The organism is Nocardia sp. NPDC060220 (assembly GCF_042727815.1).
Lineage (GTDB): Bacteria > Actinomycetota > Actinomycetes > Mycobacteriales > Mycobacteriaceae > Nocardia.
On the sequence record NZ_JBHWZY010000057.1, the window covers coordinates 1 to 15386 of the forward strand.

At 68.4% G+C, this 15386-nt stretch carries 16 protein-coding genes and 1 pseudogene; 10 read left to right on the top strand and 7 right to left on the bottom strand.

What is annotated here, in order from left to right:
* On the bottom strand, window positions 1–568 hold a 568-nt coding region (locus ACFWF3_RS04825; protein ID WP_379312462.1), incomplete at its 3' end, for an HAD family hydrolase.
* A gap of 157 nt (window positions 569–725) precedes the next feature.
* Between ACFWF3_RS04825 and ACFWF3_RS04830 the strand changes: the two genes are divergently transcribed.
* The 8 genes from ACFWF3_RS04830 to ACFWF3_RS04865 all read left to right on the top strand — a co-directional run bounded on the left by ACFWF3_RS04830 (window position 726) and on the right by ACFWF3_RS04865 (window position 9940).
* Window positions 726–1400, top strand: coding sequence for a PaaI family thioesterase (locus tag ACFWF3_RS04830; RefSeq protein WP_379312463.1), 675 nt, complete (start codon window positions 726–728; stop codon window positions 1398–1400).
* 188 nt (window positions 1401–1588) lie between these two features.
* A complete protein-coding gene (locus tag ACFWF3_RS04835; RefSeq protein WP_379312464.1) occupies window positions 1589–2365 on the top strand; it encodes a GntR family transcriptional regulator in 777 nt (258 codons plus the stop codon).
* Window positions 2365–2592 carry a ferredoxin family protein gene (locus tag ACFWF3_RS04840; RefSeq protein ID WP_056816936.1) on the top strand — a complete coding sequence of 76 codons (228 nt, stop codon included), beginning with the start codon at window positions 2365–2367 and terminating at the stop codon, window positions 2590–2592. The genes ACFWF3_RS04835 and ACFWF3_RS04840 overlap by 1 nt, the downstream gene beginning before the upstream one ends.
* Before the next feature lie 17 nt (window positions 2593–2609).
* Window positions 2610–4040: an ABC transporter substrate-binding protein gene (locus ACFWF3_RS04845; protein WP_378989972.1), complete on the top strand. Its 1431-nt coding sequence runs from the start codon at window positions 2610–2612 to the stop codon at window positions 4038–4040.
* A complete protein-coding gene (locus tag ACFWF3_RS04850; protein WP_379312465.1) occupies window positions 4037–4969 on the top strand; it encodes an ABC transporter permease in 933 nt (310 codons plus the stop codon). The genes ACFWF3_RS04845 and ACFWF3_RS04850 overlap by 4 nt, the downstream gene beginning before the upstream one ends.
* Window positions 4966–5709, top strand: a complete 744-nt coding sequence (locus tag ACFWF3_RS04855; protein WP_378989970.1) for an ABC transporter ATP-binding protein — start codon at window positions 4966–4968, stop codon at window positions 5707–5709. The genes ACFWF3_RS04850 and ACFWF3_RS04855 overlap by 4 nt, the downstream gene beginning before the upstream one ends.
* Window positions 5706–8444 carry a fumarate reductase/succinate dehydrogenase flavoprotein subunit gene (locus tag ACFWF3_RS04860; RefSeq protein ID WP_379312466.1) on the top strand — a complete coding sequence of 913 codons (2739 nt, stop codon included), beginning with the start codon at window positions 5706–5708 and terminating at the stop codon, window positions 8442–8444. The genes ACFWF3_RS04855 and ACFWF3_RS04860 overlap by 4 nt, the downstream gene beginning before the upstream one ends.
* Before the next feature lie 245 nt (window positions 8445–8689).
* Entirely contained in the window at window positions 8690–9940 is a 1251-nt protein-coding gene (locus ACFWF3_RS04865) for a serine hydrolase domain-containing protein (protein WP_379312467.1), read from the top strand.
* A 19-nt stretch (window positions 9941–9959) separates the two neighbouring features.
* Here the strand turns inward: ACFWF3_RS04865 and ACFWF3_RS04870 are convergent, their stop codons facing one another.
* Genes ACFWF3_RS04870 through ACFWF3_RS04880 form a run of 3 tightly spaced genes read right to left on the bottom strand, consistent with a single transcriptional unit; the run spans window position 9960 to window position 12091 of the window.
* Window positions 9960–11156, bottom strand: a complete 1197-nt coding sequence (locus ACFWF3_RS04870; protein ID WP_379312468.1) for a GNAT family N-acetyltransferase — start codon at window positions 11154–11156, stop codon at window positions 9960–9962.
* A 32-nt stretch (window positions 11157–11188) separates the two neighbouring features.
* Window positions 11189–11773 carry an NAD-dependent epimerase/dehydratase family protein gene (locus ACFWF3_RS04875; RefSeq protein WP_379312469.1) on the bottom strand — a complete coding sequence of 195 codons (585 nt, stop codon included), beginning with the start codon at window positions 11771–11773 and terminating at the stop codon, window positions 11189–11191.
* A gap of 27 nt (window positions 11774–11800) precedes the next feature.
* Window positions 11801–12091, bottom strand: coding sequence for a hypothetical protein (locus ACFWF3_RS04880; RefSeq protein ID WP_211300305.1), 291 nt, complete (start codon window positions 12089–12091; stop codon window positions 11801–11803).
* A gap of 97 nt (window positions 12092–12188) precedes the next feature.
* On the opposite strand from ACFWF3_RS04880, the gene ACFWF3_RS04885 reads away from it, so the two are divergent.
* On the top strand, window positions 12189–12518 hold the full coding sequence (locus tag ACFWF3_RS04885) for a hypothetical protein (RefSeq protein ID WP_379312470.1): 330 nt from the start codon (window positions 12189–12191) through the stop codon (window positions 12516–12518).
* Between the two features lie 72 nt (window positions 12519–12590).
* Here the strand turns inward: ACFWF3_RS04885 and ACFWF3_RS04890 are convergent, their stop codons facing one another.
* Together ACFWF3_RS04890 and ACFWF3_RS04895 are read right to left on the bottom strand one after the other, a co-directional pair.
* Window positions 12591–13235: a response regulator gene (locus tag ACFWF3_RS04890; RefSeq protein WP_378989963.1), complete on the bottom strand. Its 645-nt coding sequence runs from the start codon at window positions 13233–13235 to the stop codon at window positions 12591–12593.
* Window positions 13232–14380, bottom strand: a complete 1149-nt coding sequence (locus ACFWF3_RS04895) for a sensor histidine kinase (protein WP_378989962.1) — start codon at window positions 14378–14380, stop codon at window positions 13232–13234. The genes ACFWF3_RS04890 and ACFWF3_RS04895 overlap by 4 nt, the downstream gene beginning before the upstream one ends.
* A 108-nt stretch (window positions 14381–14488) precedes the next feature.
* Here ACFWF3_RS04895 and ACFWF3_RS04900 point away from each other — a divergent pair, with 108 nt between their 5' ends.
* Entirely contained in the window at window positions 14489–15037 is a 549-nt protein-coding gene (locus ACFWF3_RS04900; RefSeq protein ID WP_378989961.1) for a hypothetical protein, read from the top strand.
* A gap of 45 nt (window positions 15038–15082) precedes the next feature.
* Here ACFWF3_RS04900 and ACFWF3_RS04905 read toward each other — a convergent pair.
* Window positions 15083–15386 (bottom strand): annotated as a pseudogene (locus ACFWF3_RS04905) (ABC transporter substrate-binding protein); the annotation flags it as partial.

The following is a 15386-nucleotide window of genomic DNA, read 5'->3' on the forward strand; positions in this document are numbered from 1 at the left end:
GGAACTCCGGGCGCGGCGCCGCGATCAGGCGCATCCCGGGGTTGTGGGCGGAGCGCAGACCATTGGTCGAATCCTCCACGGCGGTACAGTCGTTCGGCTCCACGCCGAGTCGCTGCGCGACGGTGAGGTAGACGTCGGGTGCGGGTTTGCCGCGTCCGACTTCCTCGGTGGACAGCACCACGGTGAAATAGTCGAGCAATCCGGACTTCGCGAGCACCAGATCGATCAAGGTGGCCGGTGACGAGCTGGCCAGGCCGAGTTTCCAGGAACCCGCGCACCGCCGCACCGCGTCGACCGCGCCGGGCAGCAGCGGGACGTGGTGGGCGTACTTGTCGGCCATCAGGTCGATGACGGCGGCAGCCACCTCGTCGGCCGGTTCGGCCACGCCCAGCTCGTCGGCCAGGTACGACGACCACTCGACGGTGTTCATCCCCATCATCTTCTTCTGCGAATCCGGTTGCCACCGGCCACCTTTGAGGACCACGTACTCGTGCCTGACCTGTTCCCAGATCGGCTCGGAATCGATCAGCACGCCGTCCATATCGAACACAACCGCCGCGATACCCATGCGTTCAGCCTTTCGCCGCTCACCCGGAGGGGCACCACCAGTTGGTGCGCCGACGCTCCGGTACGTAGGACCTGCTCGGTGATCGGGATCCAGCCTAGTTGACCCGACACCGATCCCCGGCGCGAACATCCAGCTCGGCAGCGATAACGTGTTGCATATGGACGATACACAGGTCGGCAACTCGCTCCCGGACGAGAAGCATCACGAAGGCGGATTCCGGCCGGTTGCCGAGCTGATCCAGGCACGCAAGAACCGCGGCACCGACAACACGGTGGGTGGACCGCACTACGGCGAGCTGATCGATCAGGTCCGCGCGCTGATGGACCGGGCGCGGCTGGTCAACCCCTCCGACGAGCTCGCCAAAGAGGCCATCGCCACTCTCGAACAGCTCAACGCCCGCCTCGACGAGGCCGTGGTGGACGAGTGGTCCTCGCCCAGTTGGACCCGGACCGACCTGCCTGCGCGGGGCAACATCACGCTGCCGCCGTACACGGTGGTCAGCGGAGACCGCGACGGTGTCACCGCGAAGGTCACCTTCCGCACCTTCCACCTGGGCGGCAACAACGCCGCCCACGGTGGGCACATCGCCCTCGCCTTCGACGACATCATCGGCATGACCGCCGCGCTGTCCACCAGGTCGGTGACCCGCACGGCCTCGCTCACATTGGACTACCGCTCGATCACGCCCCTCAATCGCGAGCTGACGGTGCGCGCGTGGACCGAACGCGTCGAGGGCCGCAAGGTGTACCTGCGGGCGACGCTGCACGACGGCGAGCGGTTGTGCGCCGAGGCGAAGGGTCTGTTCATCGTGCTCAATCCCGGCCAGCCGTGACTGCGCGCCGACATTGCGATCGACGTGATCGCAATGTCGGCCGTTCGGTCCGAGGTGGCGCAATAGCGGTTTCTCCGCGGATACCCGCAGGTCGTGTGAGCCGCCACCCGGCGTAGAAACATCCGCTGAATTCTCCCCGCGATCGCGGCGCGCGGAGTGCCGCGTAATCGCCGCTATCGTCGCTGTTCATGCAGGTCAGCGAGAAAACAGGGGCTACGGAGCCCACCCCGATCCGCGGTCAGCGCGCCGATCGGGCGCGCCGGGTCGCCGACATCCTGCGCCACCAGATTCTGGCGGGCGCGGTGGCGGGTACGGTGCCCGGCGAGCAGGAGCTCGCCGCCGAGCACGGCACCTCCCGCAATACCGTGCGCGAAGCGCTGGCGCTGCTACGCGACGAGGGACTCATCGATCGCGCCCCGAAGCTCGGCACCCGGGTCGCCGCCCGCAAGTTCGACCACGGCCTCGATGCCCTGCTCGGACTGCAGGAGACGCTCAAAGGGCACGGCACCGTCCGCAACGAGGTCAGGGCCGCCACCACCATCACCGCTCCCCCGGCCGTCGCGCGCCGGCTCGAGCTGGCGCCGGGCGACAAGGTCGTCTACATCGAACGCCTGCGGTTTCTCGCCGATCTGCCGCTGAGCCTCGACCTCACCTATCTCGCGCCCGATGTGGGCGCTGAAGTGCTCGCCCACGATCTCGAGACCACCGACGTGTTCGTGCTCCTCGAACAGGTCACCGGCCGGTCGCTGGGCGCCGCCGACCTCGCACTGGAAGCTGTCGCGGCCGACCCGCACACCGCGACCACTCTGGATACCCCGGCCGGTGCGCCGCTGCTGATGCTCGAACGCCTCACCCACCTCGACGACGGCCGACCCGTCGACCTCGAATACATCCGCCTGCGCGGTGACCGCATCACGATGCGCGGCAGCCTCACCCGCAGCACCCCCGAATGGAAGGTCCTGTAATGGCACTGGTCCCCCAGCGCGCCGACGTCCCGGTGACGATCGACGAATCTCTGTGCATCACCGGCTGCACCCTCTGCGTGGACATGTGTCCGCTCGATTCCCTTGCCATTCACGATGATTCGGGCAAGGCCTACATGCACGTCGACGAGTGCTGGTACTGCGGGCCGTGCGCGGCCCGCTGCCCCACCGGCGCCGTCACCGTCAACATGCCCTATCTGCTCCGCTGAAACCGGGAATCCCACGCATGAAGATCACTCGATTCGCCCCTGTCGCTTTGGCTCTCGCGCTCACCGCGGCCGGCTGCTCGCTCGAAAGTTCCGACGCCGCACCGGCGGGCACCGTCAAGGTCGTCATCGGCTACCAGTCCAAGACCATCAACACCGTCACCGCGGGCACGCTGCTGAAAGCGCAGGGTTACCTGGAGCAGCGGCTACAGAAGATCACCGATGGTGGTGGCGCGAAATACCAGGTGGAGTGGCAGGACTACGACACCGGAGCACCGATCACCGCCCAGATGGTGGCGGAGAAGATCGATATCGGCTCGATGGGCGACTACCCGTTGCTGATCAACGGATCTCGTACGCAGGCCAACGAACGCGCACGGACCGAGCTGGTGTCGATCACCGGCTACAACCCCAAGGGCGCGCTGAACATGGTGGTGGTGCCCAACGACTCACCCGCTCGTTCGCTGACCGATCTGGCCGGGCAGAAGATCTCGGCCAGTGTGGGTTCGGCGGGCCACGGCACCCTGGTGCAGGCGCTGAGCCGGGCCGGGATCGACCCGGCCAAGGGTGTGGAAGTACTCAACCAGCAGCCACAGGTCGGGGCGACCGCGCTGGAATCGCATCAGGTGGGCGCGCTTTCGCAGTTCGTGGCGTGGCCGGGTCTGCTCGTGCAGCAGAACAAGGCCAAGCTGCTCTATGACGGTGCGGAGCTGAACGTGCCGACTTTCCACGGCGTGGTCGCTCGCCGTGCCTACGCGGCCGATCATCCGGAGGTATTGCAGGCGTTCCTCGCCGCGCAGTTGGATGCGACCGCGTTCCTGAACGAGAAGCCTTTCGAGGCAGCGGATCTCGTCGCGAAGGGTTCCGGCCTGCCACAGGAGGTCGTGTACCTCTACAACGGCCCTGGCGGTACCAGTTTCGACACCACGCTCAAGGCGAACCTGATCGCGGCGTTCAAGGATGACGTGAACTACCTGAAGTCGATCGGCGATTTCGCCGATCTCGACATCGACGCCTTCGTGCAGGACGGACCGTTGCGCAAAGCCTTCGCCGAGACCGGTCGTACGACCTACGACACCGAACTCGCGTCGGGGGTCAACCCGAGCAAGGTGACCGGCACCGATCCGATCTGCGCTGCGCCGGTGAGTGATCCGGCACTGGCCGGCGAGATCTGGGTCGACGGCGCGGACAAGCCCCAACCCGCCGCGAACCCTGTGTGCTTGTTGCGGGCGGTGCAGGCAGCGAAGGCGCAGGGCAAGACGATTCGCGCGGTCTATGTTCCCGATGCCGAACTGGGTACTCGCTGGTTCGCGGACAAGGCCATCTGGTTGCGCGAGAGCGCGCAGTACCTGCCGTTCACCACGCAGGCAGCGGCCGACCGCTACCGCGCCACCCATCCCGCCGCCGCACCGGTCTCCTATGCGCAGGCCGTGACGGAAGTCCGCGGATGAGCACGGTCTCCGGGCAGGTCGGACGGACTGCCGACGCGACCGAATTGCGCACTGCCACTGCCGGTGCGGCGAATGCCGCGGGCAGCAGACCTGGCGTCGCGGGCGGCGAGCCCGCCGATTCCGCTGCCCTGCACGACGACATCGCGCCCGTCAGATCGGTCTGGGTGTCGCGGACGATCCGGGTCGCCTCGGTGGCGGCGGCGATCGGCCTGTGGCAGTTGCTCACCGCGGGCGATGTCCGCGCGGGCCTCCGGTTCGACACCTTGCCGACGGTGACCGAGATCGTGGCCGAGTTCGGCGAACATCTCGGGACCGGGCAGTACTACCTCGATGTGGCGCAGTCGCTGATCCGGATCGTCACCGGATTCGGTCTGGCCGCGGTCGTCGGTGTGCTGGCCGGTATCGGGCTCGGCCGGTCGCGACTGCTCGCGGATGTGTTCGGATCGCTGGCCGAGCTGATCCGGCCGATTCCGGCGATCGCGCTGGTGCCGGTGGCGATCCTGCTGTTCCCCAGCGACGAGTCCGGCATCGTGTTCATCACGTTCACCGCGTCGCTGTTCCCGGTGCTGGTGAGCACCAGGCATGCCACGCGGGCACTGCCGACCATCTGGGAGGACGCGATCCGCACGCTGGGCGCGTCGCGGCGCGAGGTGCTGACCAGGGTCGTCGTGCCCGGCATCCTGCCCGGGGTGTTCAGCGGGTTGTCGGTGGGAATGGGCGTGGCCTGGATCTGCCTGATCTCGGCGGAGATGATCTCCGGGCGGCTCGGCATCGGCTACCGCACCTGGCAGTCCTACACCATCGTCGACTACCCGGCCGTATTCGTCGGGATGATCACCATCGGTGTGCTCGGTTTCCTCACCTCCGGAATCGTCGAACTGGCAGGCCGCCGGGTGACCCGCTGGCTGCCGCGAGAGGTTGCCTCATGACCACGACCACCGCCGCGCCCGCCGTCTCGGTCGGCATGCGATTGGACCTCGAGTCCGTGCGGATCAGCTACGGCCGCAAAACCGTGGTGCACGACCTCGATCTGACGGTCGCGGCCGGGGAGATCCTCGTCCTGGTCGGCAAATCCGGCTGCGGCAAGTCGACCCTGTTGCGCGCGATCGCCGGGCTGCGCAAGCCCGCTGCCGGGGTCATCCGCGCCGATGCGGACGCTGTCACCGGTCCGTCGGCCGATCGTGCGCTGGTGTTCCAGGACGACGCGCTGCTGCCGTGGCGCACCGCGCGCGCCAATATCGATCTGGCGCTGCGCCTTCGGGGCGTGTCCCGCAGCGACCGTGCGGCACGGTCGCTGCGCTGGCTCGACGAGGTCGGGCTCAGCGGCTACGCCGACTATCTGCCGCGCGATCTGTCCGGCGGGATGCGCCAACGGGTTCAGCTCGCCCGCAGCCTGGCGGGCTCGCCGCGCGCGGTGCTCATGGACGAGCCGTTCGGCGCGCTCGACAGCCAGACCCGTGCGGAGATGCAGCGTCTGCTGGTCGAGACCTGGCGCGCACACCCGACCACGATCGTTTTCGTCACCCACGACCTCGACGAAGCCCTGCTGCTCGGCGACCGGATCGCCGTGCTCGGCGCGGGTTCGCTGCGCGCGGTCGTCGAGGTACCCGACCCGCGCGAACCGGTGGACCGGAGCGCCCTGCGGGCCCGAATCCTGGAGACTCTGTGAACATTCCCGAACTGTCCGACCGCGTACGCCTCGACTGCGATGTGCTCGTCATCGGCGGCGGCACCGCGGGCACCATGGCCGCGCTCACCGCCGCCGAGTCCGGCGCGAACGTGCTGCTGCTCGAGAAGGCGCATGTACGCCATTCGGGCGCACTGGCCATGGGCATGGACGGTGTGAACAACGCCGTCATCCCCGGCAAGGCCGAGCCGGAGGACTACGTCGCCGAGATCACCCGCGCCAACGACGGCATCGTCGACCAGCGCACCGTGTATCAAACGGCGACACGGGGTTTCGCGATGGTGCAGCGCCTCGAGCGGTACGGGGTGAAGTTCGAGAAGGACGAGTACGGCGAGTACGCGGTGCGCCGAGTGCATCGGTCGGGGTCGTATGTGCTGCCGATGCCCGAGGGCAAGGACGTCAAGAAGGCGCTCTATCGCGTACTGCGCCAACGCACGATGCGCGAGAAGATCCGCATCGAGAATCGGCTGATGCCGGTGCGGGTGCTCACCGCCGGCGGGCGCGCGGTGGGCGCGGCCGCGTTGAACACGCGCACCGGCGAATTCGTCGAGGTGGCCGCGAAAGCGGTCATTCTGGCGACGGGCCCCTGCGGTCGGCTCGGCCTGCCCGCGTCGGGCTACCTCTACGGCACCTACGAGAACCCCACCAACGCCGGTGACGGCTACTCGATGGCCTACCACGCCGGCGCTGAACTCTCGGGTATCGAGTGCTTCCAGATCAACCCGCTGATCAAGGACTACAACGGTCCCGCCTGCGCGTATGTGGCCAACCCGTTCGGCGGGTACCAGGTCAACGCCGAGGGGGAACGCTTCGTCGACTCCGACTACTGGTCGGGGCAGATGATGGCCGAAGTGAAGCAGGAGATCGAATCCGCGCGCGGGCCCATCTATCTCAAGGTCTCGCACCTGCCCGACGAGACGCTGTCGACGCTCGAATCGATTCTGCACACCACCGAGCGGCCGACTCGCGGGACTTTCCACGCCAACCGGGGCCACGACTACCGCACCCACGATATCGAGATGCACATCTCCGAGATCGGTTTGTGCGGTGGACATTCCGCGTCGGGTGTGTGGGTGGACGAGAACGCGCGAACCACCGTGCCGGGCCTGTACGCGGCGGGCGATCTGGCCTGCGTGCCACACAACTACATGATCGGTGCGTTCGTCTACGGCGATCTGGCCGGCGCGCACGCGGCCTCCACCCTGGCCGAACTCGATACCCCTGCCGAGCTACCCGAGGATCAGCTCGCCGAAGCGCACGAACTGATCTACCGGCCGTTGCGTCAGCCCGAAGGCCCGCCGCAGCCGCAGGTCGAGTACAAGTTGCGCCGGTTCGTGAACGACTATGTGGCGCCGCCGAAAACGGCCGCCAAGCTGTCGATCGCCGTCGAGACCTTCGAGCGGATGCGCGCCGAAGTCGACGGGATCGGCGCGCAGACACCCCACGAACTCATGCGTGCCGTCGAAGTGCAGTTCATTCGCGATTGCGCCGAGATGGCCTCGCGCAGTTCCCTCACGCGGACAGAGTCGCGCTGGGGCCTCTATCACGACCGCGCGGATCTGCCCGATCGCGACGACGAGTCGTGGAACTTCCATTTGAACCTGCGCAAGACCGTCGACGGCGAGATGGAATTCGTCAAGCGATCGGTGGCGCCGTATCTGGTGCCGGTGCCCGGTCTCGATGATGTGCCGTCGGCCGAGCCGATCGTCGAGGTGATCGCCCAGCCCGAGCTGGTGGGAACGCGAGCGCCGCAGCGCGAAGCCCCGGTCCGGAGCGAGACGGTCCCGGTGTCGCCGTCCTCGCCTCGACTGGTTACTTTGCTCGCGCTGGATTCCCCGGTGGTCGAGGATCTTTCGAGCTACCTGACCGATCCCGATCCGGTGGTGCGGGTGGCCGCGCTGTCGGTGCTCACCGAGAACACCCCGGACGGATTCGGCGATGAGCTGATCCGAGCGCTGGGCGACGAGGCCGCCTCGGTGCGCCGGGCGGCCACCGAGAGTCTGCGGGAACTGGTAGAGGTGCTGGCGGGGGCCGGTGCGCTGAGTGAGTATCTCGGCTCCCCCGATCCCCTCGTCCGCGCGACCGTCGTCGATCTGCTGCGGGCGTTGCGGGCCGGGTCTGCCTCGAAATATCGTGCCGCACTGGGTGATACCGATCATCGCGTCAGGATCGAGGCGGTGCGCGCACTGGTCTCGCTCGACGACGCCGATGCGGTGTCCACGATCGCGGGCGATGTCAACCGTGAGGTCCGCATCGCGGTCGCACACGGACTCGCCTCGATCGGGAGCGGCGGCGTGGAGGTGATCCGCGTGCTGGCGGGCGATCCCGATCCACTGGTCCGCGCTGCCGCCCTCACCGCCTACGCCGCACTGGGTACCACGGAGGTAGATGTCGCCGAACTCACTGCGGCACTGCGACATTCCGCCTGGCAGGTACGTGTCGGTGCGGCGCGCGGGCTGGCGGGTTCGACCCCGGAGACCGGTGTCGTGCCGTTGAGCGAGGCGCTCACCGACCGTCACCTCGATGTGCGCAAGGCGGCGGTACTGGCCCTGTCCACCTGGTCGGGTAGCGCCACCGCCCTCGACGCGCTCGAGTCGGCGATCACCGATCCCGACGCCGACGTCCGCGCCTACGCCCGCCGCGCGGTGACCGCCGCGGGTCGCACCCCGGTCGACGCTGTTCGCGCCGACGCGGAACTGACCGAGGCCAGGGCATGATCAGCAACTCGCCGGGGCGGTGCCGCAGCGCGAATGCGCCACGCTCGTCGCTGCTGCGGGCGGGTGGCGGCGGGTCCGGCGCGCAGCGGTCGACCGCCGAGGAGTACCTCGGTGACCGGGCGGCCGAGCCCGATGATCCCGGTCGTCGCACGCCGGGTTTCGCGGACCCGGCGACGTCGCTGTGCCACCGTTCACCCGACAGCGCGCTCAGGATTATCACAGGTCACCGTCGGTAGGCTGGCCCGATGAGCGCACTTCCTGCCACCCTGGTGAGGGTCACCGACAACCTGGACGCGGTGACGACGATCGGCCACGAGGACGATCCGGCCGACGTCGGGTCCTCGCGGGCCGACGTCGAGGCGATCTGGGCGTCGGTGCGCAGGTGGTACGCGATGGGCACGACGCCCGCCATCCAGGTGTGTCTGCGCCGCAACGGCGGGATCGTGCTGAACCGGACGATCGGTCACGGTTGGGGCAACGCACCGAGCGACCGACCGGATGCCGAGAAGATCCTGGCAACGCCGCAGACCCTGTTCTGCGGATTCTCGACCGCGAAGGGCGTCGCCGCCACGCTGATGTTCATGCTCATCGAACAGGGCGCGTTCGGTCTGCAAGACCGGGTGGCCGACTATGTTCCCGAGTTCGCGGCCCACCGCAAGGGCGTGATCACCGTCGGCGATGTGCTGTCGCATTCGGCGGGTATTCCGTTCATCACCGCACCACACAGCGGAACCGCGGCGGTGCTCGACGAGGAACTGGCCCTCGCTGCTCTCACCGACCTGGTGCCGAGCTGGGCACCCGGACGTTTTCGCGTCTACCACGCACTGACCAGCGGATTGATCCAGCGTCTGCTCGTCCAGCGCGCCACCGGCAAGCGGATGCGCGAGCACCTCGCCGAGCAGGTGCTGACCCCACTCGGCTTCCGCTGGAACAACTTCGGTGTCGATCCCGCCGATGTCGGCAAGGTCGTACCGAGCGTCAAGACCGGCCCGCCCCAACCCCGCCTCGCCCGATTCCTGGCGAACAAGGCCCTGGGTGGGCATCTGGACAAGGCCTCGAAGGCCACCAACGACGCATTCCTGGCCGCCGAACTCCCCTCCGGCAACCTGGTCACCACCGCCTACGAACTCTCCCGCTTCTACGAAATCCTCGCGCGCGGTGGCGAACTGGACGGAACGAGGATCATCGGGACCGGCACCCTGCGCGACGCGATCGCCCCCGCCGATCGCATGCTCGGACTGGCCGGTCGCGTCAGCCGCGCCGGATTCGAACTCGGCGCCCGCCGGTCCAAGTTCGGCCGCGACACCGGGTCACACTTCGGCCGCAGCGGTCTCACCACCCAGTACGGCTGGGCCGACCCCGATCGTGGCCTGTCGGGCGCTGTTCTGACCAACGGCAAAGCGATCACCGACCTCGATCGCCCGTGGCAGCTGGTCGCCCAGATCTCCGACACCCTGCGTCCACTGCCGCCCGCCGCTCGGCTCTTCCGACCCTGATCCGGGCACACGCCCTCGATCAGAAGAAGGTGCCACTGAAAGGTAGTGCGGGAGTGGCGAAAAGGTCGTCGGCGGCGTCGACAGCACCCGCACGGTGCTCGACGACACGACCGGCGAGGGCGAGCTGTCGCCACGTCGACCCGCCGAGGTAGATCGCGCCGAGGCCGGCGACGTCGACGGTGATATCGGCGGGGTCATCCACTCTCGCCACCTGCTCGGCGGAGATCCGGTACCGGCCGGTGTTGGCGGTGCGGATCGCGTCCTCGACCTCGACGATCACCGGCGGAGCGTCGCGATAGGTCCGGCGGGCCAGCGCGGTGGGGACATCGACCAGGCGCAGCCAGGTTTCGTCGTGCACCCCCGCGACGCCGACCGCGCGTTCATCGGTGAACAGATGCCGCAGCGGCGCGTCCACCGGCGCGAACGCGAAACTCACCTTGTCGACGAGATCGACCGAGAGCAGGTGCCGGATCACACCGAGGTAGGCCTGCGGGGTGGTCGCGACGAGATCGTCGACGACGATCGTGCGTTCGCGGCTGGTGAACCAGTTCGCGGTGTCGACCGGGTGATAGCGCGCGAACCCGTCCTCGGCACCGGCCGGCCCGTGCGTCACGGTGTACACCGGTTCGGCCGCGGCACGTTCCTTGCCCTTCCACCAGTAGCCGGGCCGATCGATCGCGCCGGTCCAGGCGATCGCGGCGGTCGCGTAGATCTGCGGGAACAGCTTCCACGCGTCGGCCGGTTCGACGAACCGCACCGGACCGGACGGCGGGACCGTGTCACGCAGGCGGGCTCGACCTCGGTGCAGGTCCAGGCGTGCGAACGAACTCGCCACGCCGTACCCGAAACGCTCGTAGATCGAGCCCTCGGACGCGCGCAGGGTCGCCACCACTTCGCCCCGCTCGGCGATGTCGTCGAGCTGTCGGCGCAGCAGGGCGGTGAGCACTCCGCGCCGGGTGTGCGTGGGTAGCACGCCGACATGGGTGACCGCGGCGTGTGAGACGCGCGCGCCACCGGGAACAACCAGCCAGCTGGTGTAGGACTCCGCGGTGCCGACCAGCCGACCATCGATGCGAGCGCCCAGCGTGCGGCCCGGTTCGGACAGATGGTCACGATCTGGTGGCAGCGGCGGCAATCCCACCATCGCCGCCCGGAACAGCGCGCCCGCGGCGTGCAGATCGTCGTCGTCGTGCAGGGTGTCTACGTCAACAGCCATCCCCTCACTGTTCCCTATTCGGGGCGGCGCCTCTACTCCGGATCGACCACGACCACGATGCCGGTCGGCGCTTCGAGCAGCTCGAGCGTGCGCGCGGCGGCGGTGTCGACGTGGATGCGCGGGTGCGCCGGTGGGGTGGACTCGTAGTACGTTCCGGGACCGTAGAACTGGCCGTAACGCAGAACGACGCCGCCCGCGGCGAGGACGGCGGATTCGTGGGTCGCGATGGCGTCACCACGGCCCGCCGGCAGCGCCCAGGCGATGCTCTGGGCCAGAAAGCGTTTCGCTCCGGCCGCCGCGGCGGCCGCGAGCAGATTCGCGGTGCCCTCGGTACGGATGCGGGAGTTCGCCTCGCCGGAGCCGGCCAGGCGCGCCACCTCGTCGGGGAGGTCGGTGAGCTGGTGCATGACCAGGTCAGGGGTGAAGTCGAGCACCGCGGTGGTGAGGCCGTCGGCGTCGTAGACGTCGTGGACCACCGCGGTGGCTCCGGTGGCGCGGACCGCCGCCGCTTTACTCGGGGAACGGGTCAGGCCGGCCACGTCGTGACCGGCGCCGACCAGCAGCGGCAGCAACCGTGATCCGATGACGCCCGTGGCGCCCGCGAGAAAGATACGCACAACCCCGACAGTAGCGGGGCCGGTCGATCAGGCCCCGATGACCGCGTTCATGATCGTGCCCGCGCTGGTGGCGACCGCGCCGCCCGCCATGGCGCTGGCGATCATCTTCGGCGATTGCAGGCCGCCGCCGTTCCACTTCTCCCAGGCGAAGCGGCCGCCGCCGTAGGTGATGGCGGTGACGCCGGACAACAGGATCATCCAGGTGAAATACCGGCCCAACTGCATCACCTTGTCGGCCATCGGCGGCGCTTCCGGCGTGGGATTGCCCACCTGGGCGACAACGACGTTATAGGTGTCATGCACTGCGGCCAGGATCATGCTCACGATCGGTGCTCCTTCGTCGGTTGTTCGTGGTGAAGCCGATGTCGAGAACTCGTGACGCGGTAGAACCCAGATATGTTGAACATTCAACCTCATGGGCGGTTCGGTGACGTGGGCGACACTCCGCGCAAACCATGACCGCAGTCACAGCCGCGGATCCGTGCCCGCGTCGCGCCGTGCCCCTACTATCGAACGTGCGGGGCTCGTTCAGATTCGGCGCGACGAGGCGCTGACCACCACCTTCATCGCACGACTACCGTACCGCGAGGAGGGCACCATGGCTTTCCTGATTCCCTTGTTCGTCGCGTTTCTTCTGGTAACCGCAGCAGTGGTCCTGGCTTCTTACGCCACCGTTTCCCTGACCTATTGGTTTGAATCACGCCGGATCCGTCCGGAACAGTCCGACCCGCAACCTGCACGCTGAGCCCTGTTCCGACCCGATGTCCCGGTACCCGACGCGGTACCGGGACATCGTCGGTTTGAGACCCGATCGCGATCAGGGCAGATCGAGACCGGACTGCGATGCGATCACCGCCGCCTGCACGCGCGACTGCACACCGAGCTTGCTCAGCACCCGGGAAACGTGCGTTTTCACCGTGGCCTCGCCGATGCGCAGGCGGGTACCGATCTGGATATTGGACAGACCGGCGCCCAGACCGGCGAGTACCTGTCGTTCACGGTCGGTGAGCGCGGACAGATCGGGCGGTGGCGCGACATCGGCCGCGCGAGGCAGCGCCGCGATCACCGCGCGCGTCACCTTCGGGTCGAGGACCGCGTCCCCTTCGGCCACCGCCAGTACGGCACTGACCAGGTCGTCGCCACCGACGGACTTGAGCAGGAATCCGCTCGCACCGGCCGAGAGCGCGCCGAGGACGTATTCATCGAGGGCGAAGGTGGTGAGGACCAGCACTTTCGCGCTGGTCTGCGCGACGACGGCGGCGGTCGCCTCCAGCCCGTCGACGCGCGGCATCCGCACGTCCATCAGCACCACATCGGGGCTCAGGGCCTTGGCTTGGCGGACCGCGGCGGCGCCGTCGGCCGCTTCACCGATCACCCGCACCTCACCGGACACTTCGAGCAGCATCCGCAGACCCGCGCGGATGGTGGCGTGGTCGTCGGCCACCAGCACTGTGACTGTCACTTGTCTCCCAGGGGAATTCGCGCGCACACCCGCCAGGTGCCGTCCTGTGCGCCCGCGGTGATGGTGCCCTCGACTGATTCCGCGCGAAACATCATGTTGCGCAGTCCGTTTCCCTGCCCTACCGGAATGCCGGGTGGGATCGGATTCATCGCGGTCACCACCAATCGTGTCGCATCGCGGTGCAATTCGATATCCAGGGGTGCGCCGGGGGCGTGTTTGGTCGCGTTGGCGAGAGTCTCGCTCAGGATCCGGGTGAGGACGGCCTCGACCGCGGTGGACAGTTCGAGGTCGGCGGGCCGGCGCAATGTCACCGAGCCGCCGGCCGCCTCGGCCGCGTCGATCAAGCCGTCGAGGGAGGCCAGTCGCGTGGTCACGGCGGTGTCGTCGGGCGCGGTGAGCAGTTCGATGGTCGTGCGCATCTCCTCGACCGCGGCCAGACTGCTCGAGCGGATCGTCGCCAGCACCGCGGTGTTGGCGGGGTCCTTGAGGGCGACTTCGGCGAGGATCGCGACGGCGGAAACGTGGCCTGCCACCGCGTCGTGCAGGTCACGGGCCAAGCGCCGACGCTCCTCGCCGATCGCCGCGGACCGTTCGGCGTCGCGGGCGGCGAGTTCGGCGCGGGCCGCGGCCCGTTCGGCATCGACCGTGCGGCGCGAGGCCCGCACCGCGCGGGCGTAACCGAGCGGCGACCACGTGAGCGCGACGCCGATCAAGCCGGTGTAGAAGGCCGCTCTGACGCCGAACACGGTGAGCGCCAGCAGCGACCCGCCCAGGGTCACCGTCACCGAGAACCAGCCGACCACCGCGCCCAGCCGATCCGATCCGGTGCTGACCGCCAGGAAGATCACGTCGGTCAGCGCGATCCACAGCGGCAGCGACGGACCCAACACGAAGTCGCCGGCCAGCAGCGCGACCATCAGGCCGAAGGCGAGCGCGGGCCTGCGCTGCGCGGTCAGCTGGATCGCGAACGCCGCGCACAGCAGCGCCATTTTCGCCGGTGGTGGATACAGGTCGTGGTCGACCACGACCGCCCAGCCACCCGCCGCCCACAACAGCAAGCCCACCAGGAACACCCCGACGGCGGCCGCGGTCGAGCTGTCGAAAACGTCCGCGAGCCGGCTCAGGAGCGTGCGGGACGTGGGCATGCCCCATTTCAGCACATCGTCCGCACGGGCCGGGTCCCCCGAAAGACGGACCGGCGGCGGACCACAAGCGGGACGACGGTGGACCGACGTGCCCGGCACAGTGGGGGAATGAACGAACTGAGCAACCCCGTACTGCTGACGATCGCCGCGTGCGAAGTCGGTTTCTGGGTGCTGGTGGTCGGCGGATTGCTGCTGCGCTATGTGATCCGGGTGCCGCGTGCGAGCACCGTGGCGCTGGCTCTGGTGCCGGTCCTGGATGTGGTGCTGGTGGTCGCGGTGGCGATCGACCTCCACCGTGGTGGCGAGGTGACCTTCGCCCATCGTGTCGCCGGGATCTATCTGGGCTGCACGGTGATGTTCGGTGGCCGGATGATCCGGTGGGCCGACGAGCGATTCGCCCACCGCTTCGCCGGTGGACCGGTCCCGGTGAAGATCCCGAAGTACGGGCCGGAACGCACCCGCAAGGAATGGGCCGATTTCTCCCGCTGGCTCGGTGCGGCGGCTATCGCCGGCGCACTCACCCTGGCGTTGAGCTACACCGTCGCCGATGCCGCCCAACGCGAGCAGTTGATGGGGGTGTTCGGCAGCCTCGGTGTGATCACCGTGATCTGGCTGCTCACCGGGCCGGTGTGGGTCACGGGGTCGCGGCGCGACTGAACGCGATGCTCGGGTGATCGGTTCGATCACCCGAGCGTTCCGGGCTCAGACGGTGGCAGCGGACTGGTCGCTGATCACCTCACCGATCCACGGCAGCACGGCCGACCGCACCTCGACCGTGCGCGGGAGCAGCCCGTTGGCCGCGAGGAGGTCGGCGGCGCGTTGCTGTTCGTCGAGGAAATCCTCGCTCACCGGATGCACGCCGAAGGGACGGCCGCGCAGGGCTGCTTCCCAGGCATCCAGGTCGGCGGGGATGCCGCGTGCCTGTGCGTCGTCGACGAAGTACTGGGCCGCCTCGCGGGGGTTCGCGGCGATCCAGGCATCGGACTCCCTGTCTCTTATACACATC